We start from the raw sequence: 23,725 nt of genomic DNA, 5'->3' as shown, positions 1-23,725 counted from the left end.
TGTTGGTATTTGCTGCTAGCTGGCTTGTTCAAGGGGTAGTTTGAAGCTGCTTAAAAGTGCTTTGACACGCTGCTCGGTGGGACTGAGGGGCGAATCTTCCTGGGTGGATCTGGATACGAAATGAGCTAGTTTATCTTGCTCGAAAGCGTGCACCACCGCCGGATGCACGTAGTACTTTCGGCAAACGGCGCGGGTATTTCCCAAATGTAGGGCCACCGCGTCCAGGCAAGCGTTTATCTTCCGGTTAAACTCACGTTGGGTTTGGCAAACCGCTTGGGTACTTAGGTACTCAAAAGCCGTGACCGTCCCCATCCAGGTTCGGAAATCCTTGGCCGAAAAATTTCCTCCGGTATGCGTCTGGATGTATTCATTGACGTGCCGGGCACTGATAGTGCATCGTTTTCCGTCGTCGTTGAGGTACTGAAAGAGTCGGCGGCCGGGCATGTCTTTGTACGCTTTGACCAGCCGCGCCAGCGTACGGTCGCGCAGGGTTATATCGTGTTTGATCCCTTTTTTGCCCACAAAAAGAAAACGAAGCTTATTACCTTGAACGTCGGCCTGGCGCGCATCGAGGGTTGTGATGCCCGAGGAGCCGTGCTTTACCTTGTAGCGCAAATTGCCCACCCGAATACAGGTTTTTTCCATGAGCTTTACGACCAGCGCCACGGCCTTAGAGAGTGTGGGGTGGCGTTGGCGCAGGTCCTTCTCAACCTGGGCTCTAAGCTGCGGCAAAGCGTTGGCAAACGATAGCAAACGGTAGTACTTGGTATGGTTACGGATCTGATTCCAGTGGGCGTGGTAACGGTACTGTTTCCGATCGGCCTCGTCTAAGCCGGTAGCTTGCAAGTGGCTAAGAGGGTCTTGGCTTATCCATACCTCGCGCCAGGCGGGGGGCAGAGCCAATGCCTTGATACGCTTCAGCGTTTCGGGATCGGTGCAACGCTGGCCTTTTTCATCCAGGTAGTAAAAACCCTTTCCGGCTTTACGTCGCCGTAGGCCGGGAGCGTTCCCGCTTCGCAGGTAGTTGAGTCCGGCAGCCGCGGCCGTCAGTACAGGATTGCTGGATAACTTTTTAATTCCTTTCACAGGCAAAGCCCGAAAATCAGGGGTGGTACCCGTAGGAGGGACTATAGACATAGCAATGGTGGCTAAAAGTGAGGTAATAGTAGCCAACAACAAGCTGTAAAAGCCGTGCCCACCTCGATATAGAGCCTCAAAGGATCGGCCCTGCGGAGCCTACTACCACCCCCTGAGGAATTTTACGCACACACTTCCCTAACTGACCTGCCTAGGTACCTTTGTTTCCTGCTAGAAGCGTATAAAAATCAGAAGGTAGCAAAAACCGTTTCGGCCACCTGGCGGGGAGACATGTCGTGGGTTTCGTTTGGGGCAAGGTAGTAGTTGTAAGGTACCTTCAGAAGCTTGAGCTTCGCCACCAGGTACTCGCCGTGCTTGTCGGAAAAAAGCTCGTCTCTATTTCCAAAAAGCAGGAAGGTACGCGGTGACCGAAAATTGGCGAGGTACAGAGGACTTGCTTTGATAAACTTATCCGTTTGCTGTTCGTACGTAGCTCCTACCAGGGTTTGTACGTTTCGCCAGAGGCTGTTGTCCATCAGCCGTTGCATGGATAGCTCCGTGGGAGCGGAGATACCTATCACCGTGCCGATGTTCCGGCCCTCGTCAATGCCGTATGCGTAGGTAAGGGCCAGGTGTCCACCCGCACTTACTCCGGCGATGCGGTAGTTTTTTGTGCGGATCTGGTACTTGTCCGCATGAGCGTTCAGGTACTCCACGCTAGCCTGGATGTCGGACAGCTGGGCAGACAACAGGCTCACCGAATCAGCCACCAGCCGGTAGTTTACGTTAACGATGGTTAGGTTCTTTCGGGCTTTTTTTAGTTGATCTACCGTAGGCGACAGAAAGAATTTATCCCCGGTGGTCCAGCCGCCGCCGTGCAAAAGAATGACTACTTCGGATGGATTCCCGGTGGCAGAAGTAGGGTAGTAAATATCCAGCTTCATGACGGAATCTTTGGTAAAGGCAATATCCTTAACTTCCGTGTAGCCCACGATGGAGTCATGGAGGTAGCTCCGTTGCGGACTGATGGAATCCATGAACTTACAACTCGTGCTAGCGGTAGCTAGCAGGATAAAAGCGAATAATCGGGTGAAATCACGTAGCAGTACAGCTTTGCGGCTCATGTAAGTCGGGCTTTTGTTTCTACTATTTTACTAACCATGTACGGATGGTACTCCCTATATGGATGTACGCATCCGAAAAAAAACGTGCGTTGTGATTGGATAGTATAGCGTCAAAATATTCTTCTGACTCCTTTCACTGGCCACAAAGCTAGCCAGAACCCCTAAATATAGGATGCGTAAGCCCCCGGCATTTCTTAAACGGTACAGGTGCGGGTTATAACTTGAGGGTACTTTATTCTTTAAGTCACTCAACGTGAGCTTATATCTTAATAAAAATACGCTTTTTGTACATCCGGTACAAGATATACCATTGAACGAACAACACGACGCCTCCGCTGATCAACGTTTTATAACCCTCTCCTACTAACGTATCATAAGTAGGGCTAATGTGGGTACGGAACGACTCGTCGATAAATCCAACGACCGTATGGGCCAATACGTAAGCCGCAATGGAGTTGGTACCTATCACTAGTAACGGGAAAAACCATTTTTGGTTTTGGCGTAGGTCTACCAGGTAATAAAAAGCGGCCAGAAATAAAAAGCTCATTCCGCCGCTAAATAGCGTCCATCCAGGCGTCCATATCCTCTTAACAATGGGAGCGAGGCCAATCCAGCTAAGTACCAGCGCTACGGCCACCAGGGCGGCACCCACTCCCAAAAAACGGCGAAGCACGAAGCCCGACGAGGTAGAGTTCCGCAGCCACTGCCCCGCCAAAAGGCCCAGGATCATGGTACCTAGCGTAGGAATGAAGCTAAGCGTAACGTACCCGCCCCGGTTGTGCAGAAAGGGGCTTTCGCGCGGGAAGAGGTTGAGAAACCAACGGTCAAAGGCCCAGGCGGGGTTGGTATTTTTGTTCCAATGGGCCGCGAAGCCCTGGAGGTGATGCGGCCAGTCGGCGGCTACGCCCGCCTGTTCCCAGTCGAAGCCGGGACCCGGCAGGGGGTATAGCGCAAACAGCAGCCAGTAGCCCACCAGCAAAACCGCCAGCGAAATCCACTGCGTACGCTCGGAGCGCATGCCCAGCGCAAATACGAAAGGGTACCCTAAGCCAATTTGGGTCAGGGTATCCTCAAAGGTAAAGTTGGTTAGCGGGCGGTACATGGATCGTAGAAATATCCCCAGCAGAATCAGGATCAGCGACCGCCGGATGGTATGGTACCACAAGGTACCTTGGCTGTCGCCCTTGTCCAGGCGGCTGGCCAGGGAGTAGGGGAGGGCCACGCCTACCAAGAAGGTGAAAGAAGGTTGGATCAGGTCGTGCAGGGAGCAGCCGATCCAGGGTACGTGACTTTGGTGATGGTGCAGAAACTCCCAGAAAGCATTGCCAGGATGAGCCTGAGCTACGTGGCCAAACTCGAGTACTTCGGCCATCATCAGAAACATAACAAACCCTCGGTAGGCATCAATGGAGCCGATGCGCTGGGAAGGAAGCGAAGTATTTTTCAAGGGGGTAGAAGGGAAGCTAAGTGGGAGATAAGTTGCCAGAGAGTATACGCCCAAACAAGTAAAAGCGACTAGGGTAGGTAAGCAAAAAGCCTCCTCTGATCACAACAAAGGAGGCTTTTTACCAATGACTAATCGTTAGGTACCTATTTACACGTTCATTTTCTTGAGCTCATTCACCGCGTGGTCTGCCGCACGGGCCGTCATAGCCATGTACGTGAGCGAAGGATTAACGCAGGAAGCGGACGTCATGAAGGAACCGTCCGTTACGTACACGTTTTCGGCCCCCCACACCTGGTTATGCTTGTTCAAGACCGAGTTTTGCGCACTGGTACCCATGCGGGCCGTACCCATTTCGTGAATACCGATGCCGGGGTTTTTAGACTCGTCGTTGTACGGATTGACATTCTTAAAACCGGCGGCCTCCAGCATTTCGGCAGCATCGTTCATCATGTCAATCCGCATTTTCTTTTCGTTGTCGCCGTAGGCGGCATCAAATACCACCAGCGGCAGACCCCAGCGATCCGTTTTGTCCGGGCTGAGCGTCATGCGATTTTTTTCGTCAGGGATCATCTCCCCAAAGCCGCCCAGGCTCATGCGCCAGCCGCCGGGCTTGGAGATTTCCTCCTTAAAGGCCGCCCCAAAGCCTTCCATTCCGTTGCCACGCCCCCAGCTGTCGCGGCTAGCGCCGCCCTGGTAGCCAAAGCCCCGGATGTAGTCGCGCTTGTCGTTGCCCCAGTTGCGGTAGCGAGGTACGTAAATACCGTTGGCGCGGCGGCCAAAGTAGTACTTGTCTTCAAAGCCGTCATAGGCACCCGAAGCGCCTACCGCCAGGTGGTGGTCCATGATGTTCCGTCCCAGCTGGTCGCTTTCGTTGCCCATGCCGTTGGGAAAACGCTTCGACTTAGAGTTCATCAGAATGGACGTAGAGGCAATGGCCGAAGCATTCAAGAAAATAATCTTGGCAAAGAACTCGCGCGTTTCGAGGGTATTTTGGTCTACTACCCGCACGCCCGTGGCTTTATTGGCGGTGTCGTCAAAGATGACCTCCGAAACGATGGAGTCGGTCAGGAGCGTCAGGTTACCCGTTTTTTGCGCGGCGGGTAGGGTAGCAGCCTGGGTGCTGAAGTACCCGCCGTAGGGGCAGCCTCTCATACACATGTTGCGAAACTGACAGGCGGCTCTTCCCAGCTCCGTATGGATGGCCTGGGGCTGGGTAAGGTGCGCAGCCCGCCCCATGATCAGGTGCCGTCCGGCAAATTTCTTTTCAATTTCTCCCTTGGCATGTTTTTCCAGGCAGTTCATCTGCATGGGAGGCAGAAATTGGCCGTCTGGCAGTACGTCGAGGCCGTCTCGGGTACCACTAACCCCCACAAATTTCTCTACGTAGTCGTACCAGGGTGCAATGTCCTTGTAACGGATCGGCCAGTCGGTAGCGATGCCGTCCTTGGCGTTGGCCTCAAAATCGGCTTCGTTGAGCCGGTAGCTCTGGCGGCCCCACATTAGCGAGCGCCCCCCTACGTGGTAGCCCCGAATCCAGTCGAAGCCTCGTATTTCCTCGTAGGGATTTTCCTTATCATTCTCAAACATGTGGCGGTGCTCCTCGTTGGCGGTGTAGCCCGTCCGAACGTTCGCCCAGTATTCTTCGCGGGCCATGGTACTTACGCGTCCCCGGTGTTCAAACTCCCAGGGGGCCGTCATGGCCGTTTTGTAGTCGGTTACGTGCTTAATATCGCGGCCCCGCTCCAGCATAAGTACCTTCAGGCCTTTTTCGGTAAGCTCCTTGGCCGCCCAGCCGCCGCTAATTCCGGATCCTACCACAATGGCGTCGTACGTAGCCTGCTTTTTCGCTTTTATATTTAAATTCATCGGTGATTTTTTGTTTACAGTGAATAGAGTCCGGGTTTTTTAAAGCCTGCTAATTACATAGCCCAGGCTTTTTGCCCTGGTTTGAGGTCTATGCAGCCATCGTAGCGGGTAGGTACGGGTACGTACTCCAGGGCTTGGGTAGCTCCCACCTCCGACGTAAAGTACCCCAGCAGGGTGAGCTCTTTCATGAGGCGGAAGAAAGGTACCCCCGGCTCCTCAAACGTCTGCCCCGCTTCCTGGGCTTTTTTCCGGTCTTCCCCGATTTTCGCCAGTTCATCCTTCGAGGCTTTTTCCAGATCACTCAGGATCTTGGTTTGTTCCTCGGGCGTAGCTTTCATGAATTTTTTGTCGTCAAGCGCACTCAAACCATCTTTAAAACTTTTCTGATCCTTGGTATAATAGCAGTCCGTCAGCATCTTTTCGATAAATTCCCCCACTTTGGCTTCCTTGGCACCCGGGGTATCGGTTTTGGGAATAATGATTTCGGCTACTTCCGAAACCAGCGTTTGCTGATCGGTCGAAAGGGCAAATTTGGCCGCTTTCGAGGTTTCATCGGCAGTCTTGCAGCCATCCAGCAGCACAATCATGGTAGGGGCGGAGAGCGTTCCTCCCATCAGCAGCGCTACGCGGGCAAGAGCATCACGTCTTTTCATCTATAAATTGATTAAATGGTTAACAATGCAGAGTGTAAAAATACATTTGATTAGTGCAAAACGTAAATTATTGGCATTTTTTTTTGAAAATCGGATGTACTACTTGCGTAGAGTATGCCCGCCAGGGGTACTTATTAGGACGGAATAGCGGGAATGCAGGCGCTACTGGGGAAGCGTGAATCAAATCGCGACAACCGCTGTTTCAAAAACGTAAATACTAACCTGAATTATTTTATGGATACCCCATCAAATCAACCCGTCATTACCATTGATATTGTATCGGACGTGGTGTGCCCCTGGTGTTACGTCGGAAAGAAGCGCCTGGAAGCCGCTCTAGCTACCCTGCAAGCCGATGATTCGACCGTACGCATCAACTGGCACCCCTACCAGCTCGACCCGACGATCCCCGAAGCGGGCTACGACCGCCAGACCTACTTCCTGAATAAATTTGGAAGCGAAGAGCGCATCCAGCAGATGTTCGATCACCTGACCGGCGTGGGGGAGGAAGTAGGCATTGATTTCCGGCTCAACGCCATTCCCAAAGCCATCAATACGTTTCCCCTGCACAAGCTGCTCCAGGTAGCGGGGCGGGAGGGCTTTCAGCCCGAAGCCGAAGAAAAGCTCTTTGCCGCCTACTTCACCCAGGCTCTGGACCTGACTCAGGTACCTGTATTGGCCGAGCTATTTGCTCCCTACGGCTGGTCCGAAGAAAAAATCAAGGACATACTGGCCGATGACGCCCTGGCTTACGAAGTACGGCAGGAAATCACGCACTTCCAAAGCAAGGGCATCAGCGGGGTACCTTTCTTTATCATCAACAACAAGTACGGACTCTCGGGAGCGCAGCCGTCTGAAGTATTCGTGGAGGCACTCACCACCGTCCGCGAAGAAATGCTAACCGCCCTGGCGGGGGCTAGTTGCGGGCCCGAAGGTTGTTGACCAAGCGTTGCGTAGCCGCACGGGTAGTAGGGGCCTGACGCCAGGCCTCTGCGTTTTGGGGCGGGGTACTTTCCCAAGTACCTTCCGCCCGAGGGAATGCGGGGTACTTTTGGCAGGTAAATTTGAAAAACTTTTGGTAGGGGATCAAAATTTTAGGCTAAATTGCCAGGCATAAAATCAATTTTCCGGGCTACGCAGGTACTTTTAAGTACCCGTAGTAGTTGTAAATCTACTTAGCAAAGTACCTATGGTCAAAATAATCATCATTGATGATGAAAAGAACATTCGGGATGCCCTCCGTGACATCCTGGAATACGAGGGTTATGAAGTAGATGAAGCCAAAGACGGCGATGAGGGGCTCGATAAAATCAAAAAAAATGAGTACAGCGTAGCACTCTGTGACATCAGTATGCCCAAGATGAGCGGCCTCGAGCTGCTACTGAAGGTGGGTGATGCCGAGCGAAGTACCCAGTTTATCATGATTTCGGCCTACGGCAACGTCGAGAATGCCGTAGAAGCGACCAAACGGGGTGCCTTTGATTTTATTACCAAGCCGCCGGACCTCAACCGGCTGCTGGTGAGCGTTCGGAATGCCATCGAAAAATACAAGTTGGTGGCCGAAACCCACGAACTCAAGAAGCGCATCTATAAAATCAACGAAATCGTGGGGGACTCCGACGCCATCCGGCGGGTGAAGGAATCCATCGAGCGCGTGGCACCTACCGAAGCCCGGGTACTCGTAACGGGCCCCAATGGCTCGGGGAAGGAGCTGGTAGCGAAGCAAATACACGAAAAAAGCCCGCGGGCGCATATGCCGCTCATTGAGGTGAACTGCGCCGCCATCCCGAGCGAGCTCATCGAGAGCGAGCTCTTTGGCCACGAGAAGGGCTCCTTCACGTCGGCCATCAAACAGCGGATCGGGAAGTTCGAGCAGGCCAACGGAGGTACCATCTTCCTGGATGAAATCGGGGACATGAGCCTTTCGGCGCAAGCCAAGGTACTTCGGGCTTTGCAGGAAAACAAGATTACGCGCGTGGGTGGCGAGAAGGAAATCAAGGTAAACGTGCGGGTGATTGCCGCCACCAACAAAGACCTGCGCAAGGAGATTCAGGACGGCAACTTCCGGGAAGATTTATTTCACCGGCTTAGCGTCATACTGATTCACGTACCGCCCCTGGCCGAGCGCGCCAAGGACATCCCCATGCTGGCCGAAAAATTCCTGTACGACATTGCCGAAGAATACGGCAGCAGCTCCAAGCGGATCCTGCCGGAGGCGATGGAGTACTTGCAAACGCTCCGCTGGACGGGCAACGTACGCGAGCTGCGGAACGTCATCGAGCGGCTGGTGATTCTGTGCGGGGACACTATCACGCTGGCCGACGTGAAACTTTACGCGACTATAGGTACCTAGCCGCCACCAACAAGGGTACTTGGCAGGGAAGGCGGGAGCTGGGTACTTTGGAACTTACAGCGCCATCAGGTTACAGCCGCGGACGTCGGAGTTGTCGAACCGCCCCAGTACGTAAAACGTCTCGGGTTCGGGACCGAAGCGGCCCAGGTCCTGGGTTTCGATAAAACTACACGAATCCAGGTTGGCCAGGTCCACGACGTTGATGCCACCCGTTTGAAAGTACCCTCCCCAGGGCGCTACCGAAAAAGGATCGTTGGTGTCGCGCAGCAGGATGCGCATGGTACTTCCGGGCCGAAAAACACCCTCGCCAGCCGAGTACCCCTGAGAGAGCAGCTCGGTCATGCCGTATTCCGAATGGATCGAAGGTACCCCCAGCCGCGCCCGCAGGATCGCGTGTACTTCTTCGCGCAGCAACTCCTGCCGGCGTCCTTTCATTCCCCCCGTCTCCATCACGATGAGCCGGGGGAGGTCGGTCAGAAAAGAAAAATCGGGGCCGCGCTCCGCCCAGTCGAGCAGCGCAAACGTAACGCCCAGTACCAGCACCGGATGGCCGTCGGCTCGCCGGGCCAGTACTTCCAGCTGCCGGGTTAGCGCCCGGCTGTCGTGCAGGTAAAATCCGGAGTAGGGCGAGTGGGTTTTGTCAATAAAATGACGCACCATATACACTAGCGACGAGTTGTTTCGTTCAAGGTAAGAAGGTAGTAGTGCTAGCAAATGCATACCATCCAAGGCACCGTACTGCTCTTCGAATATACGTTCGGAGATGGACTGATAGAGGAGAGGATCGTAGAGCGTATGGCGACTAGTGGTGTAGCCGGTGGTACCGCTACTTTCAAAAACGACCGCTGATGCGGGCGGCTGGCCGGTTCTGATAATGTGATGTTTGAAGAATTGAATGGGAAAGAAGGGAACTTCCGCCAGCCGCCGCAAGCGGTCGGGCTGAACCCGAAGGTGAGCCAGGTACCTTTGATAAATGGGATTGTAGTGGGCCTGGTACCTGAATACGCGCATGGCTACCTCCTCGAAGTTAGAGGTCGTCACGTGCTCAATGTCGTGCCGGAGTGCCTGGCGCAGGGAAGGATCGGGGAATTTCAAGCCGGGTAGTTTCGTAAAAAACAAACCATTTTATGAGCGGTCCGTTTTATATTTGTTCGTGCAAATATAAAGTAAACCCAGATTTGATGCATCAGACTTCATCCCTACTCTTTACAAAACGTTCTACTGTTCTATTTCATTGAAGAAGCCTACGACTATGCGTCCTATCATCTACCTGTTTGTCTGTTGTAGCCTGCTCCTGGTGAGCTGTGTGGATGTACCTAATTTCGACGACACGCCCCGCATTGCCTTTAATAATATTGATAAGTTTGAGGTTTTCGATTCCTTTAGCCAAACCAACTCGGATTCGGTCGTAATTACGATTGACTTTGAGGATGGCGATGGCGACCTGGGGTTATCACCGGCGGAGCGAAGCGATACCAACCTGATCAATGCCATCTACCGCGACTGGGGCAACTACGAGTACACCACCCTGCGCCTGGTCAATGGCCGCTTTGAGGAGCTGCCCTCTTCTGTCTCGGGTAAGCTGTTTTTTCCGGTGTTGAAGCGGGACGGTAAGGCGGGGCCTATCAAGGGCAAGCTTGATTTTTCGGTGATTTATTTTCAGGATCGCTTCACCAGGCCTGCTACCGTTAAGTACCGGGTACGCATTCGGGACCGAGCCCTGCGGGTAAGCAACGTCATCGAAACGGATACCATTACCGTTTCATTGGCTCAGTAGCTTCGTCGGGGGTACTTATTTTGGAGGCGCTGGGGTACTTTGCATGATAATCCGGAAAGTAGTACCCTTGCCGGGCTCCGAACTTTTCACAAATAGCTTGCCGGCGTGGTAGTTTTCGATAATCCGCTTGGCCAGCGTTAGTCCCAGTCCCCAGCCCCTTTTTTTAGTACTGAAGCCCGGATTAAATACTTTCTGCAAGTTGGCCTTGCTGATGCCCTTGCCCGTATCGCTGATGTCAATCACAATTTCCCCCTGCTGCTTGGGTACCAGCGATATTCGGATTTCACCGACACCGGCCATGGCATCAACGGCATTTTTGCACACGTTTTCGATCACCCACTCAAACAGATTGCGGTTCAGCAGTACTTTATGCCCTTCGGGAAGCTGGTTGTCAATGAAGAAATGTACCTTGGTGGATACCCGTTTCCGGAGGTACGTTATAAATTCAGTAATGATGGCCGCCACGTCCTCGTCTTTCAGCGTGGGTACGGAGCCAATGTTCGAGAAGCGGGTCGTAATCATTTCGAGCCGTTGTACATCCTTCTCGAGTTCGTCGGCAATGGAGGGATCAAAGTCGGGATCGGCCCGGAAGTACTCAATCCAGGCCATCAGCGACGACAGCGGCGTCCCCAGCTGGTGAGCGGTTTCTTTGGCCAAGCCCACCCACACCCGGTTTTGTTCGGCCCGGCGGGCGGCGCTAAACGAAAGATAAGCCAGGAAGCCAATGATAAAAATACCCGAGAGCTGGATGTAAGGGTAGTAGCGGAGCTGGGTAAGGAGAAAAGAATTGCTGTAATAAATGTAGCCCACCCGTCCCTCGCCCATTTCGACCGGGATGGGTTCGTGCTCCTTTTTCATTTGGCTCAGCTGCTCGTTCAGGATGCGCTCCTTGGTTTCGGGACTGGCGTTTTCGGGAAAAGAAATATTGATCTTGTCGGCAGGCATGTTGTTGTCATCCACGTAGATAGCCGGTATCTCGTAAAAAGAGTTGGCCTCCCGGATGATCTGCATGATGCCCGTCAGGTCTTCGTTAAAATCGCTCGTAAGTGCGTAGCGCAGGCCTTCGGCGTAGAGTTTCATTTGCCGAATCTCGCGCTCTTCCAGTTTAGAGACCAGGTCGTTAGTATAAAACAACGACCCAATGCTTATTAAAAAGAGGTTGAAGCCAATGATGAATTTGTACAGGTTTTTTTGCCCGTACGTATCCAGAACCGAGCGCCGCAGGCGCAGGCTGTTGAGTAGTACCTCGGGGCGCAGCGTAAAGCGGGGCTTCTTTTCTCGGGGCACCGTACTCATAAGCTCGGAATGTACATAGTGAAGGTAGGAAAGTACAAAGTTAGTATTTAACGAAAAATAGTAAAAAAACGTTATGCTACCAGGGATGAATCATAGCGAGCAAGCTCAGCAAAAAAACTGACCTGCGTCATAAACTGCCTTGGGCAGAAAGGAGAACTTAGCAGAAATAATAGCGAAGTAATTTATACTATTTCTAAATAAACGCTTCGCTTCCAGGGGATGTTTCATAATGTGGTGATTGTACCCTAATTTTGTCATTAGAATCTAGTATAAAGTGATGCAAAACCAGTTTAAAGCCGTAAGCCTATCCTACAAAATTGCTCCCCTGTCGGTAAGGGAGCAAATTGCACTTAATGAAGAAGGAGCGAAAGCGCTTATGCTGCGTATCAGGGAGTTCTTCGAAGTGTCGGATCTGCTGGTGGTGTCGACCTGCAACCGCACTGAACTATACTATACCGCTTCGGAGGACCTTTCGCCAGAGCTCATCAAGCTACTTCTCATTCAGAAAGGCATTACGGATACCGAGCCCTACCTGCCTTACTTTGAGCAGTATGTACAGGGCGACGAAGCCATCCGCCACCTATTCGAGGTAGCCACCGGGCTCCACTCGCAGGTAGTAGGTGATATGCAAATCCCGAACCAAATCAAGCACGCCTACCAGTGGTCGGCAGACCTCAACATGGCCGGTCCGTTTTTGCACCGGTTGATGCACACCATCTTTTTTGCCAACAAGCGCGTAGCCCAGGAAACGTCTTTCCGCGACGGGGCGGCTTCGGTCTCTTACGCCGCCGTGGAGTTGGTAGAAGCCCTGACGGTAAACCCTAAGGTACTTGTGTTGGGCCTGGGCGAAATAGGCATGGATGTGTGTAAAAACCTGGCGGATCGGGACGGAGCGGATATTACGCTCGTAAACCGTACCCGCTCCAAGGCCGACGAACTAGCCACTACTTACGGTTTTAAAGTAGCTGATCTGGAAGACATCGACCTGGAAATCATGCGGGCCGACGTTATTATTTCCTCGATCACGCGCGATGAGCCCTTCTTTACCAAAGAAAAAATGGTTCAGCTGGGCGGCCTTACCTTCAAGTACCTCATCGACCTCTCGGTGCCGCGCAGCGTGGCTCCGGACGTGGAAGAAGTACCCGGCGTGGTACTTTACAACATCGATACCATCCGTAGCAAAGCCGACGAAGCCTTGACCAAAAGGATTTCGGCCATACCTTACGTAAAATCAATCATTGAAGAAGCTGTACTGGATTTTAACGATTGGTCGAAAGAAATGGTGGTGTCGCCCACCATCCAGAAGCTAAAAGGCGCACTCGAGCAGATTCGTCAGGAAGAAATGGCGCGCTACATGAAGAACATGACCGAAGAAGAAGCCGCCAAGATAGACCGGATTACGTCGAGCATGATGCAGAAAATCATCAAGCTGCCGGTACTACAGCTCAAGGCTGCCTGCAAGCGCGGTGAAGCCGAAACCCTGATCGACGTCCTGAACGACCTCTTTAACCTGGAGAACCAACCCCAGCCGAGCTCAGCGCGCTAAAGGTACTTTGCATTCCGTCCTAAGGAATTTTTCGTAAATCCTCCTATATCCCAAATCCTGCCAGCACTGGCAGGATTTTTGGTTTCCGGGCAGGTACTTAGAAACAGGTACCTAAACGCAGGTACCTTCACCAAACCTAGCGGCCCAGCCCAAGCTCCTGGTAGGAAATAAGGATGATGGCCACCACGGCCAGCAACAGGCCTAGTCGGTTGAGTAGATGGAGCTTTTCGCGAAATAGCACCCAGGCCGTAAACGACGAGACCAGCATGGTAAGAATGTTATAAATGGGAAAAACAAAGGCCGCGCTATTGCTAAAAGTACCCAGGGCTTTGAGCAGAAAATAAAGTGAAAGAAAGTTAGGAACGCCCAGGATCAGCCCTCCTACCACGCTGCGAGCCAGGAGTTTTTCGCCCCGGAAAGCAATACGAAAAGCCAGCAGCAAAGTACCTATTCCGGCGGCCCCCAGGCAAGCCACGATCATGAAGAGCGTCATCTGATCCGGCCGGTAGTAGGTCATGCTCAGGTAGTTAATGAGCGTATTGTTGGTGCCGGTACCCAAAAAGGTAAAAAAAGGCAGGAGCCACACCCAGGAAGTGTTGGCCAGATTACCCCCTGAGGTACTTTCCGGGGTAGTTTTAGGAGCTTTTTGGATGGCACCCAGGGCCAGGGCTACCAGCGCCACTAGCAAGCCGAGGTAGTTCCAGCCTGTAAAGAGCTTGTTGGTATTTTGAAAGACAAAGAGGCCAAACAAAACGGGTATGACCAACGACATATTGCCCGCCAGCGACGTAGCCGTAACGCTCACTTTCTGGGTAGTGTGGCCAATCAGCACAAAAACCAGGATGAACATGGCCCCGAGTGCCACCGTAAGCAGTGTGGCGCTAGAGCCGGGTTGAATTTCTTTGAACTGCCCCAGATCCGGGCTCAGCAGCAGACCAGTACCTACGCAAGCGTAGTAGTTAAACACAATGGCGTGGAAAGAATGGACCTGAAAGCGTGGGTACGCCCGCATGATGAGGTAGAGCGCAACCGTAAACAAAACCGCGAGAAGGAAGTAGAGCATCGACGTACTGTAGACTGTCCAGCGTGAAAATAAAAACTGGACGAAAGGTACGCAGGTTCGGGCATAGAAGCTATGGAAAGTACCCAATTGGTGGCTAGTTGGATATTCCCATAGCTTGTTTGGTACCGATCGCTAGTGTACAACGGCGGGTGCTTCCACTTTTTCTTCCGGAACTGGCTCCTTGGGTATCCGGGGCGGTTTGGCCTTGATAATGAGCCGGAGCGATTGGTCGTAGGTCATGTAGTTCCACACCCAGTTGATAAAAATAAGCAGGCGGTTCTTGACCCCGACGATCGAAATCAGGTGGACAAACATCCAGGTGAGCCAGGCCAGGAAGCCCTGAAACTTCAGGAAGGGTAGGTCTACTACGGCCCGGTTCCGACCCACCGTAGCCATGGAACCCAGGTCTTTGTACGTAAAAGGTTCGGGTTTCTTGCCGTCCAGTACGCGCTTGATGTTCTTGCTCAATAGCTTCGCTTGCTGCATAGCGGGCTGTGCCAGCTGCGGGTGACCGTTGGGGTACTTTTCTTCTACCATCATGGCTACGTCGCCCAGGGCAAAGATGGTGTCATAGCCTTCCACGCGGTTGTAGCGGTCTACTTTAATCCGCCCTCCTCGTCCAAGTACCTCCGGATTGATACCTTCCAGCGGGCTTGCCTTTACCCCGGCGGCCCACACCAGGTTGTGCGTCCGTATTTTTAGTCCCTGCTTGGTTTTGATGCAGGTACCGTCAAACTCGGTTACGACCTGGCCCGTCATTACTTTTACACCCAGGTCTTCCAGGTACCTGCGCGACTTCTCCGAAGATTCGTCAGACATGGCGGCCAGGAGTTGATCCATCCCTTCGAGCAGATACACCTGCATGTTCTCAAAATTGAGCTCCGGATAGTCTTTGGGCAGAATGAATTTTTTCATCTCGGCCAAAGTACCTGCCAGCTCCACGCCCGTAGGGCCACCTCCCACAACGACGACGTTGAGTAGGGCGGTACGTTCTTCATCGGAATTAATAGTCAGGGCATCTTCGAAATTTTGCAGAATCCGATTTCTTAGTGCTAGAGCTTCCGAGACCGATTTCATGGGCAGGGCTCGCGCCTCGATCTCCTTCATCCCGAAGTAGTTGGTATCGGCTCCGGTCGCAATGGCCAGGTAGTCGTAGTGGATTTCGCCCAGGTCCGTGACCACTACCTGGCGGCTGGGGATTACCCTCTTCACGTCCGTTACGCGGATGTGTACGTTTTTCCTCGACTGAAAAGCCTTCCGCAGCGGAAACGAAATAGAGCTGGGCTCCAGGCCCGCCATAGCTACTTGATAGAAGAGCGGCTGGAACTGGTGGTAGTTATCCTTATTGAGCAAAACGATCTGTAAATCATCACGTTTGGCCAACTGGCGGGCTAAAGTCAGACCAGCAAAACCGGCTCCGACGATGACGAGTCTTTTGTGTGGAGAATCTGGTATGTTAGGAGTCATGGCTGCTAGGAAAAATAAGTGATTTATAACTAAAGTAAGTTAAAAGCTTTGTGCCAATGGCCAGTAGAATAAGGGTAATGACGACCAAGGTACTTATACAACAATTTTCAGATACAAGGTAGTTCTCGTTTCTTAAAGCCCAGAAAAACTTGTAATTTAATCGTTCAATGCTATATTTGTGTTAATTGAGTGGTTCGCTAAAGGAAAAGTACCTCCGTGACTAAAGCCTTTTTAACACATATAAGCTCTTTTGGGATTGTCCTGATCCTGCTGGTTTTTACCTCTTCTTTATTTCCCCGTCTTTCTAAAAATAGAACTTTTCCCACAAAAACTTGTGAAATAAGCCAAGCTGGTATACGTTCCAAGCAAGTAAAAGCGTATTCGGTATTTGTTAAAAAAGTGCATAAAATAGTGCCAGGCAGTAAGCTATCGGCGGCTCCATCCGCTCCGAAGGAATTTGAGGCCGACGACGATTACAGCGACTACGGCTACGAAGACAGCTACGAGTACTTTATTGCCGCGCTACCCGCTGTCTGGCGCCCGAGGTCTTTACACAAAGACCGATACAATCTCGTCTTTAGGCGCTATTCTACCCATTTAACCAGCCTCTCTCCCCCGCCCCAGTTTGTTTAGTCCCAAGCGGGATACAAGCCTTTTTTTGCCCTTGCTGCCGTAGGTAGGTCCCGCCTGGATAGGTCCGGCCTGGAAGGTCCGGCCTGGGCGTAATCGCTCTATCCATTGGGCCGTCTGTGGGCGCAGGAACCGACCACCGGCAGTGATTACTAACTCATTTTGAATCAAGAGACTAAACAATATAAGTAAATCGCTTATGAAAGGGATTGCTGGATTGAAGCTATTCGTAGCTAGCCTGCTGGTGGTGGGATGCACCGCTAGCAGCAAAGAAAAGGAAACAGAAACGGAAGCCGTAAAGCGCGTACCTGTGGTGCGGTTGACCAACCAAAAGACAGACTTGCGGCGCGAGTACGTGGGCGATATTAACGCCATCCGAAACGTAGAAATTTATGCCCGGCTGAAAGGGTACCTGGAAGAAGTGTACGTCGACGAGGGAAAGCCGGTGCGCAAAGGGCAGGTACTTTTCCGGATCAACGACGAAGAGTACGCCGCCGAACTGGCCAAAGCGAAGGCTAACCTGCAAAGTGCCATTGCCGAAGCCAAAGCCGCCGAGCTGGAAGTGAACCGGGTCAAGGTACTTGTGGAGAAAAAGGTGATTTCTAACACCGAACTGGAAGTAGCTAAGGCGCGGCTGCTGGCCCAGAATGCACGCATCGAGGAGGCCCGCTCGGCACAAGACAACGCCTCGCTTCGCCTGTCGCACACCCGGATCAGGGCCCCCTTCGACGGAATCGTGAACCGGATTCCGTACAAAGCCGGTAGCCTCATCGACGAAGGTACTTTGCTGACGTCGGTGTCGGATACCAAGTCGGTGTACGTGTACTTTGAAGTATCGGAAAAAGAGTACCTGGAATTTGTGAAGTCTAAAGAGGGCGGCCAGCAAAACCGGGCGGTACATCTCAAACTGGCCGATGGGACCGATTTTCGCTATGCGGGAAAAATTGAAACGATGGAGGGCGAGTTTGACGAAAGTACGGGCTCCATTGCCTTTCGGGCCAGTTTTCCCAATCCCGATAAGCTCTTGAAGCACGGCTCTTCCGGCATGGTGCGGCTTACCAATACGCTCGATAACGCGCTGCTGGTACCTCAGAAAGCTACCTTTGAGATCCAGGACAAAAGTTACGTATACGTAGTCGATGGCAAAAACCAGATCCGGACGCGGAGCTTTGTGCCGAAGTCCCGCTTTGCCAACTACTACGTGGTGGAGTCGGGCCTCAAGCCCGGTGAAACGATCGTGTACGAAGGCATTCAGACCCTACGCGACGGGGCCACGATTAGTCCCCAACCGATCTCGATGGATAGCCTCAAAGTACCTCAGGAAGAGGTGCGGCTGACGGCCAAGTGACGCAGCGGGGCGCTCGGCAGGTACCTGCGTGGGCCGCTACTGCTTCCGAATTGATAGTTTGGTTTTTCACCTCATCGAGCTTTCCATGTTTCATTTATTCATACGGCGACCCGTGCTGTCGCTGGTTATTTCCTTGTTTATTACTTTACTGGGGTTGCTGGCGTTGTTGGGGCTCCCCATCACGCAGTTTCCTGACATCGTTCCGCCCTCGGTGGTGGTTACGGCCAAGTATACCGGAGCCAACGCCGAAGTATGCGCCAAAGCGGTGGCCACGCCTCTGGAGCGGGCCATCAACGGGGTACCCGGCATGACGTACATGTCGTCGGTATCCAGCAACAACGGAACTACCCTCATTCAGATTTTTTTCAACGTCGGTACCGACCCCGACCTGGCGGCTGTCAACGTGCAAAACCGCGTCCAGACGGTCATTGATGAGCTCCCCGAGGAAGTCATCAAGGCCGGGGTTACGACGGAGAAAGAAGTAAACAGTATGCTCATGTACCTGGACATCATGAGCACCGATGAGGAAGTAGGGGAGAAGTTTGTATACAATTTTGCGGATATCAACGTCCTGGCCGAGCTCAAGCGCATCGACGGCGTGGGCTTTGCCGAAATCATGGGCAACCGCGACTACTCCATGCGCGTGTGGCTGAAGCCCGACCGCATGGCCAGCTACAAAGTAGCCGCCGAGGAGGTCGTGGAGGCCATTCGGGCGCAAAATGTCGAGGCCGCGCCGGGGAAGTCGGGTGTGAGCTCCGGCAAATCCTCGCCCGAGCTCCAGTATGTGCTGCGCTACACTGGAAAGCTGTTTGAGCCGAAGCAGTACGAAGAAATCGTGATCCGGGCCAACGCCGACGGCTCCATGCTCAAGCTCAAAGACGTGGCTGAGATCGAGTTTGGTTCGCTGGATTACAGCATGGCCTCCAAGTCGGACGGGCGGCCCTCGGCCTCGATCATGCTGAAGCAACGCCCCGGTTCCAACGCCCGGGAGGTGATCGAGAACGTTAAAAAACGCGTGGCGGAGCTGAAGGAAACCTCTTTTCCGCCCGGCATGACCTACACGGTTTCGTACGACGTATCCCGCTTTCTCGACGCCTCGATCCACGAGGTAGTTCGTACGCTCATTGAGGCGTTCATCCTGGTGTTCATCATCGTGTTCCTGTTTTTGCAGGATTTTCGCTCTACGCTCATTCCGGCGCTGGCCGTGCCCGTGGCGCTCATAGGTACCTTTGCCTTCATGCAGGTACTTGGGTTTTCAATCAACTTGCTCACGCTGTTTGCGCTGGTACTGGCCATCGGGATCGTGGTGGACAACGCCATCGTGGTGGTAGAAGCCGTACACGCCAAAATGGCCGAACGGCACCTCTCAGCCCGTGAAGCGACCTTTGCCGCCATGGACGAAATCAGCGGGGCGGTGGTAGCCATTACGCTGGTGATGTCGGCGGTATTTATTCCGGTAGCCTTCATGTCGGGGCCCGTCGGGATTTTCTACCGCCAATTTTCGCTGACACTCGCTATCTCGATCATCATTTCGGGGATCAATGCCCTCACGCTTACGCCCGCTTTGTGCGCCATTTTGCTAAAAAATACCCACGTCGAAACGAAAAAAAATACGCCGGTGCAGCGGTTTTTCAACGGCTTTAACCGCGGATACGAGGCCCTGGCTGGTAAGTACCGTACTTTGATCGGGGCCATAGCGGGGCGCCGGGTCATTACCGTAGGTCTACTGGTGGCGTTTTGTGTAGGTACCTGGGGGCTTAGCGCCATCTTGCCTTCGGGCTTCATTCCTACCGAAGATCAGGGGGTACTTTACGTGAACGTAACCACGCCCGTGGGCGCTACCGTGGAGCGCACGGAGGTTGTTTTGGATAAAATACAGCAGGCTACCAAGGAAATCGAGGCGGTAGAGTCGGTAACTACCCTGGCCGGATACAGCCTCATGACCGAAGCCGCCGGGGCTTCCTACGGGATGGGTATGATCAACCTCAAGCCCTGGGATGAACGCACCGTTTCGGTGCAGGACATCATCGCGCTCATGGAAGAACGCACCAAGGACATCACCGACGCCGACATTCAGTATTTCCCGCCCCCGACGGTACCTGGCTTCGGAAATTCCAGCGGTTTTGAGCTCCGCCTGCTGGACAAAACCGGGCGGGGCGATTTGCAGGAAACGGCTCGTGTTACCAACGAGTTTGTGGAAGCCCTGCGCACTACCCCCGAGATCGGGAGCGCCTTTACGAGCTTCGACGCCAGCTTCCCGCAGTACCTCATTCACGTTGATACCGACATGGCCGCCAAAAAGGGCGTGACCGTCGACAACGCCATGAGTACCTTACAAACACTCATCGGTAGTTTTTATGCTTCCAATTTTATTCGGTTTGGGCAAATGTATAAAGTGATGGTGCAGGCCGCACCCCATTACCGCGCCAGCCCCGAGGACATTGCGCAGCTGTACGTTAAAAACGACCGGGGCGAAATGGTACCCTTCTCGACCTTCATCCGGCTGGAGCGGGTCTACGGGCCGGAGCAGCTCACGCGTTACAACATGTTCACGTCGGCCATGATCAACGGCGACGCCGCGCCCGGCTTCAGCAGTGGCGACGCCATCAAGGCCGTAGAGCGCGTAGCCCAGGAAAAACTACCCAAAGGGTACAGCTTCGACTGGTCCGGCATGACGCGCGAGGAAATCCTGTCGGGCAACCAGGCCATCTACATCTTCCTGATCTGTCTGGTATTTGTGTACCTGCTGCTGGCGGCGCAGTACGAGAGTTTTCTGCTGCCGCTGCCGGTGCTGTTGTCGCTCCCGACGGGTATTTTCGGGGCTTTTCTGGCACTCAAGCTGCTGGGGTTGGAGAATAACATCTACGCGCAGGTATCGCTGGTGATGCTGATCGGGCTACTGGGAAAAAACGCCATCCTGATCGTGGAGTTTGCCATCTTGCGGCAAAAAGAGGGGCGTACGGTACTTCAGGCGGCTATTGACGGCGCTGGGGAGCGGTTGCGTCCCATCCTCATGACCTCCTTTGCCTTCATTGCGGGGCTCATCCCGCTTTGTGTCGCCAGCGGGGCCGGAGCTCTTGGCAACCGCTCCATCGGTACGGCGGCGGCGGGTGGTATGCTCATCGGGACTATTTTCGGGGTGATCCTGATTCCGGGGCTGTATGTACTTTTTGCTGGTTTAATTGAGAAAGGTACTTCTCAGAGTTCGCCTGAGCTTCGGGAAGAAACCCCCACTACTGTTGAAAGCTATTGAATCCCCTCACGTATGCGAATCACTTATTTTAAATCCATCTTTCTGGGGCTTGGGGTACTTTTAACCCTCAACGGCTGCAAGCTCCTCAAGCCCGTTGAACCTCCCACGGCCGTGCAGGCCCCACCCAGCTACCTGGCTTCCCGTGACTCGGCGAGTATCGGTACCATCCGCTGGCGGGAATTTTTCGCCGATCCTTTTCTGATTAGCCTCGTGGATACAGCTCTTCAAAACAACCTGGATCTACGGATTGCCCTGCAGCGGATCGAAGCGGCCCGGACGGACGTATGGTTGCGGCGGGCTGCCATGCTACCTGTAGTAGGGGCCGAAGTATCCGGCGGCGTACGCCGCTACGGCGACTACACCATGGACGGTGTCGGGAATTATGACACTAACTTCTCTGACCGCATCGACGAAAACCGCCGTATCCCCAACCCCGTGCCCGACTACTTCGTAGGCCTGCGCAGTGCCTGGGAGGTAGATCTATGGGGCAAGCTCCGAAACCAGCGCGAGGCGGCCTACGCGCGTTTTCTGGCGACCGAAAAAGGACGGCAGCTGGTACTTACGCAACTCATTGCGGAGGTAGCTACCCGGTACTACGAGCTGCTGGCGCTGGATAACGAGCTGGACATTCTGCGAAAAAACGGTCAGCTGCAGCAATCGGCCGTCGAGACCATCGTCATCCAGAAGCAGGGAGGGCGCGCCAATGAGCTGGCTGTACGGCAGTTTCGGGCGCAGCTGCTCAATACCCAGGGGCTGGAAGTACAGAAAAACCAGGAAATTATCGAGATCGAAAACCAGCTGAACCTACTACTGGGACGGTTTCCGCAGTCCATCCGGCGGGGTGAGCCCATTCGGCAGCAGGTACTTCCCGCTGATGTGAAGGCCGGAATTCCTTCGGCCTCGCTGCGCCGCCGCCCGGATGTGCAGCAGGCGGAGCTGGAGCTGCTGGCTACACGCTCCGATCTGCAAGCCGCGCGGGTGGCGTTTCTGCCCTCGCTGACCATCACGGCGCATTCGGGTTTCAACGCTTTCAAGAGTGCTTTGCTGTTTTCGCCGGGATCGGCGGCCTACGGCTTGCTGGCGGGGCTGTCGGCACCGCTCATCAACCGCCGTGCGCTCAAGGCAAGCCAGCGCCGGGCCGAGACCACCAGCCTGGAAGCGCTTTATAACTATAATAAAACCCTGCTGACGGGTTACCAGGAAGTAGTGACCAACCTCCGTAAGCTGGAAAACCTGGAACAGATTGAAGCCTTCAAGGAGCAGGAGGTAGAGGAGCTACGGCAGGCCGTAGCGGTATCCAACGACCTGTTTTTGGCGGGCTACGCTACCTACCTGGAGATCATTACTGCTCAAAAGACGGTGCTGGAAGCCGAGCTGGAGCTGACCCGCATTCAAAAAGAACAATTCGTGACGCTGATTACGCTCTACCGCTCTCTGGGCGGAGGCTGGGAGTAAGGTACCCTGAGCCCGCGACAAAGCTCCCTTGGGTAGTTTCGTTGCGGGCTCAAAGTACCTTTTGGGTACTTTCAGGATACCATTTCTTTGCTGCTTTCCACAATGCGCTCGTAGTAGCGCTCGTAGGCGGGCAGGATTTTGGTAATGTCAAACTCCTGCGCGCGCGCCAGGGCGTTGGCTTTGAAAGTAGGTAGATTTTCGTCCTGCAAAATATAGATGGCCTTGCTCACCATGTCGTCTACATCGCCTACGTCGCTCATGAAGCCCGTCACGCCCTGGATGTTCAGTTCGGGAAGTCCGCCGGCATTGGTAGTAATGAGGGGTACTTCGCAGGCCAGCGCCTCGAGCGCCGCCAGGCCAAAGCTCTCATTTTCGGACGGCATCATGAACAGATCAGCTACCGAAAGTACCTCTTCGATGGCGTCTAGTTTGCCCAGGAAACGGACATCCTGCGCCATGTCCAGTTTACGGCAAATCCGCTCAATGTGTACCCGCTCGGGGCCGTCGCCTACTAGCAGCAGCTTGCTGGGGATCTGCTGACGCAGCTGATGAAACACCATGACGACGTCGTCGATGCGCTTTACCTTCCGGAAGTTGGAGGTATGCACAATCAACTTTTCGTTGTTGGGGCAAATGGCCAGTTTAAAATGATCTTTCTTTTGTTTCTTAAACCGCTCCAGGTCGATGAAGTTGGGGATCACCTCAATGTCTTTGGTAACCTTAAAATGGCGGTACGTATCCTCTTTCAGAAAGTCCGACACGGCCGTGATGCCATCCGACTGGTTGATGCTAAACGTCACGACGGGCTCGTAGGAAGAATCTTTGCCCACCAGGGTAATGTCGGTACCGTGCAGGGTCGTGATGACGGGAATGTGGATACCCTGGGCGGCCAGAATCTGCTTGGCCAGGTAGGCCGACGAAGCGTGCGGGATGGCGTAATGTACGTGCAGCAGATCGAGCTTGGCTGATTGGACTACGTGCACCATTTCGCTCGAAAGCGCCGACTCGTACGGAGGGTGCTGAAACAGCGGATAGGCCGGGATATTTACTTCGTGGTAGTAGACGTTCTCATTAAAAAAATCGAGGCGTTGGGGTTGGGAATACGTAATGAAGTGTACCTGATGGCCTACTTTGGCGAGGCCTTTGCCCAGTTCGGTGGCTACTACGCCACTCCCCCCGAATGTCGGGTAGCATACAATGCCGATTCTCATAATGTTATGTCGATAAGTACCTTCCAAATCCAAAAATCTCCGGAAGTGGCGAACTAGTTTGATTGGTTTTGGATTAGTAACACAAAAAGGTCTCGGTTTTATTCCAAACTACCGATAAAGATTTTGTTAGGAGGGACAGAATGCCTAAACTTGCCTTCTAAA

At 53.4% G+C, this 23,725-nt stretch carries 18 protein-coding genes; 8 read left to right on the top strand and 10 right to left on the bottom strand.

Annotation, left to right across the window (positions count from 1 at the left end; translation table 11 throughout):
* Positions 1–15: 15 nt before the first annotated feature.
* The 5 genes from HNQ92_RS11465 to HNQ92_RS11445 all read right to left on the bottom strand — a co-directional run bounded on the left by HNQ92_RS11465 (position 16) and on the right by HNQ92_RS11445 (position 6,167).
* The gene (locus HNQ92_RS11465) at positions 16–1,137 is read right to left on the bottom strand and encodes a DNA topoisomerase IB (RefSeq protein ID WP_184174158.1); all 1,122 of its coding nucleotides are present in this window, start codon (positions 1,135–1,137) and stop codon (positions 16–18) included.
* A 188-nt stretch (positions 1,138–1,325) separates the two neighbouring features.
* Complete coding sequence (locus HNQ92_RS11460; protein WP_184174157.1) at positions 1,326–2,201, bottom strand: alpha/beta hydrolase; 876 nt, start codon at positions 2,199–2,201, stop codon at positions 1,326–1,328.
* Between the two features lie 259 nt (positions 2,202–2,460).
* Positions 2,461–3,648: an acyltransferase family protein gene (locus HNQ92_RS11455; RefSeq protein WP_281380734.1), complete on the bottom strand. Its 1,188-nt coding sequence runs from the start codon at positions 3,646–3,648 to the stop codon at positions 2,461–2,463.
* Positions 3,649–3,795: 147 nt separating this feature from the next.
* Positions 3,796–5,514, bottom strand: a complete 1,719-nt coding sequence (locus tag HNQ92_RS11450) for a GMC family oxidoreductase (RefSeq protein ID WP_184174155.1) — start codon at positions 5,512–5,514, stop codon at positions 3,796–3,798.
* Between the two features lie 53 nt (positions 5,515–5,567).
* Positions 5,568–6,167 carry a gluconate 2-dehydrogenase subunit 3 family protein gene (locus HNQ92_RS11445; protein WP_184174154.1) on the bottom strand — a complete coding sequence of 200 codons (600 nt, stop codon included), beginning with the start codon at positions 6,165–6,167 and terminating at the stop codon, positions 5,568–5,570.
* Positions 6,168–6,401: 234 nt separating this feature from the next.
* Between HNQ92_RS11445 and HNQ92_RS11440 the strand changes: the two genes are divergently transcribed.
* Positions 6,402–7,106 carry a DsbA family oxidoreductase gene (locus tag HNQ92_RS11440; protein WP_184174153.1) on the top strand — a complete coding sequence of 235 codons (705 nt, stop codon included), beginning with the start codon at positions 6,402–6,404 and terminating at the stop codon, positions 7,104–7,106.
* 247 nt (positions 7,107–7,353) lie between these two features.
* Positions 7,354–8,517 carry a sigma-54-dependent transcriptional regulator gene (locus HNQ92_RS11435; protein WP_184174152.1) on the top strand — a complete coding sequence of 388 codons (1,164 nt, stop codon included), beginning with the start codon at positions 7,354–7,356 and terminating at the stop codon, positions 8,515–8,517.
* A 54-nt stretch (positions 8,518–8,571) separates the two neighbouring features.
* Here the strand turns inward: HNQ92_RS11435 and HNQ92_RS11430 are convergent, their stop codons facing one another.
* Positions 8,572–9,612: an acyl transferase gene (locus tag HNQ92_RS11430; RefSeq protein WP_425504283.1), complete on the bottom strand. Its 1,041-nt coding sequence runs from the start codon at positions 9,610–9,612 to the stop codon at positions 8,572–8,574.
* A gap of 157 nt (positions 9,613–9,769) precedes the next feature.
* Here HNQ92_RS11430 and HNQ92_RS11425 point away from each other — a divergent pair, with 157 nt between their 5' ends.
* Entirely contained in the window at positions 9,770–10,294 is a 525-nt protein-coding gene (locus HNQ92_RS11425; RefSeq protein WP_184174151.1) for a hypothetical protein, read from the top strand.
* Positions 10,295–10,309: 15 nt separating this feature from the next.
* Here the strand turns inward: HNQ92_RS11425 and HNQ92_RS11420 are convergent, their stop codons facing one another.
* Positions 10,310–11,590 (bottom strand): sensor histidine kinase, encoded by a 1,281-nt coding sequence (locus HNQ92_RS11420; protein ID WP_184174150.1) that lies wholly within the window; start codon positions 11,588–11,590, stop codon positions 10,310–10,312.
* A 277-nt stretch (positions 11,591–11,867) separates the two neighbouring features.
* On the opposite strand from HNQ92_RS11420, the gene hemA reads away from it, so the two are divergent.
* Positions 11,868–13,136: a glutamyl-tRNA reductase gene (gene hemA / locus HNQ92_RS11415; protein WP_184174149.1), complete on the top strand. Its 1,269-nt coding sequence runs from the start codon at positions 11,868–11,870 to the stop codon at positions 13,134–13,136.
* A 136-nt stretch (positions 13,137–13,272) separates the two neighbouring features.
* Here hemA and HNQ92_RS11410 read toward each other — a convergent pair whose 3' ends face one another.
* Complete coding sequence (locus HNQ92_RS11410; RefSeq protein ID WP_184174148.1) at positions 13,273–14,199, bottom strand: hypothetical protein; 927 nt, start codon at positions 14,197–14,199, stop codon at positions 13,273–13,275.
* A gap of 132 nt (positions 14,200–14,331) precedes the next feature.
* Positions 14,332–15,666 (bottom strand): NAD(P)/FAD-dependent oxidoreductase, encoded by a 1,335-nt coding sequence (locus HNQ92_RS11405; protein ID WP_184174147.1) that lies wholly within the window; start codon positions 15,664–15,666, stop codon positions 14,332–14,334.
* A 399-nt stretch (positions 15,667–16,065) separates the two neighbouring features.
* Between HNQ92_RS11405 and HNQ92_RS11400 the strand changes: the two genes are divergently transcribed.
* The 4 genes from HNQ92_RS11400 (at position 16,066) to HNQ92_RS11385 (ending at position 22,352) form a co-directional block, all read left to right on the top strand.
* On the top strand, positions 16,066–16,299 hold the full coding sequence (locus HNQ92_RS11400; protein ID WP_184174146.1) for a hypothetical protein: 234 nt from the start codon (positions 16,066–16,068) through the stop codon (positions 16,297–16,299).
* A gap of 196 nt (positions 16,300–16,495) precedes the next feature.
* Positions 16,496–17,644, top strand: a complete 1,149-nt coding sequence (locus HNQ92_RS11395) for an efflux RND transporter periplasmic adaptor subunit (protein ID WP_184174145.1) — start codon at positions 16,496–16,498, stop codon at positions 17,642–17,644.
* Between the two features lie 85 nt (positions 17,645–17,729).
* A complete protein-coding gene (locus HNQ92_RS11390) occupies positions 17,730–20,897 on the top strand; it encodes an efflux RND transporter permease subunit (RefSeq protein ID WP_184174144.1) in 3,168 nt (1,055 codons plus the stop codon).
* A gap of 12 nt (positions 20,898–20,909) precedes the next feature.
* Positions 20,910–22,352 (top strand): efflux transporter outer membrane subunit, encoded by a 1,443-nt coding sequence (locus HNQ92_RS11385; protein WP_184174143.1) that lies wholly within the window; start codon positions 20,910–20,912, stop codon positions 22,350–22,352.
* A 71-nt stretch (positions 22,353–22,423) separates the two neighbouring features.
* Here the strand turns inward: HNQ92_RS11385 and bshA are convergent, their stop codons facing one another.
* Positions 22,424–23,563, bottom strand: a complete 1,140-nt coding sequence (gene bshA, locus HNQ92_RS11380; protein ID WP_184174142.1) for an N-acetyl-alpha-D-glucosaminyl L-malate synthase BshA — start codon at positions 23,561–23,563, stop codon at positions 22,424–22,426.
* Positions 23,564–23,725: the final 162 nt, after the last annotated feature.

The organism is Rhabdobacter roseus, from assembly GCF_014202275.1.
GTDB classification, from domain to species: Bacteria; Bacteroidota; Bacteroidia; order Cytophagales; family Spirosomataceae; genus Rhabdobacter; species Rhabdobacter roseus.
This window is presented reverse-complemented; position numbering and strand designations above follow the sequence as displayed.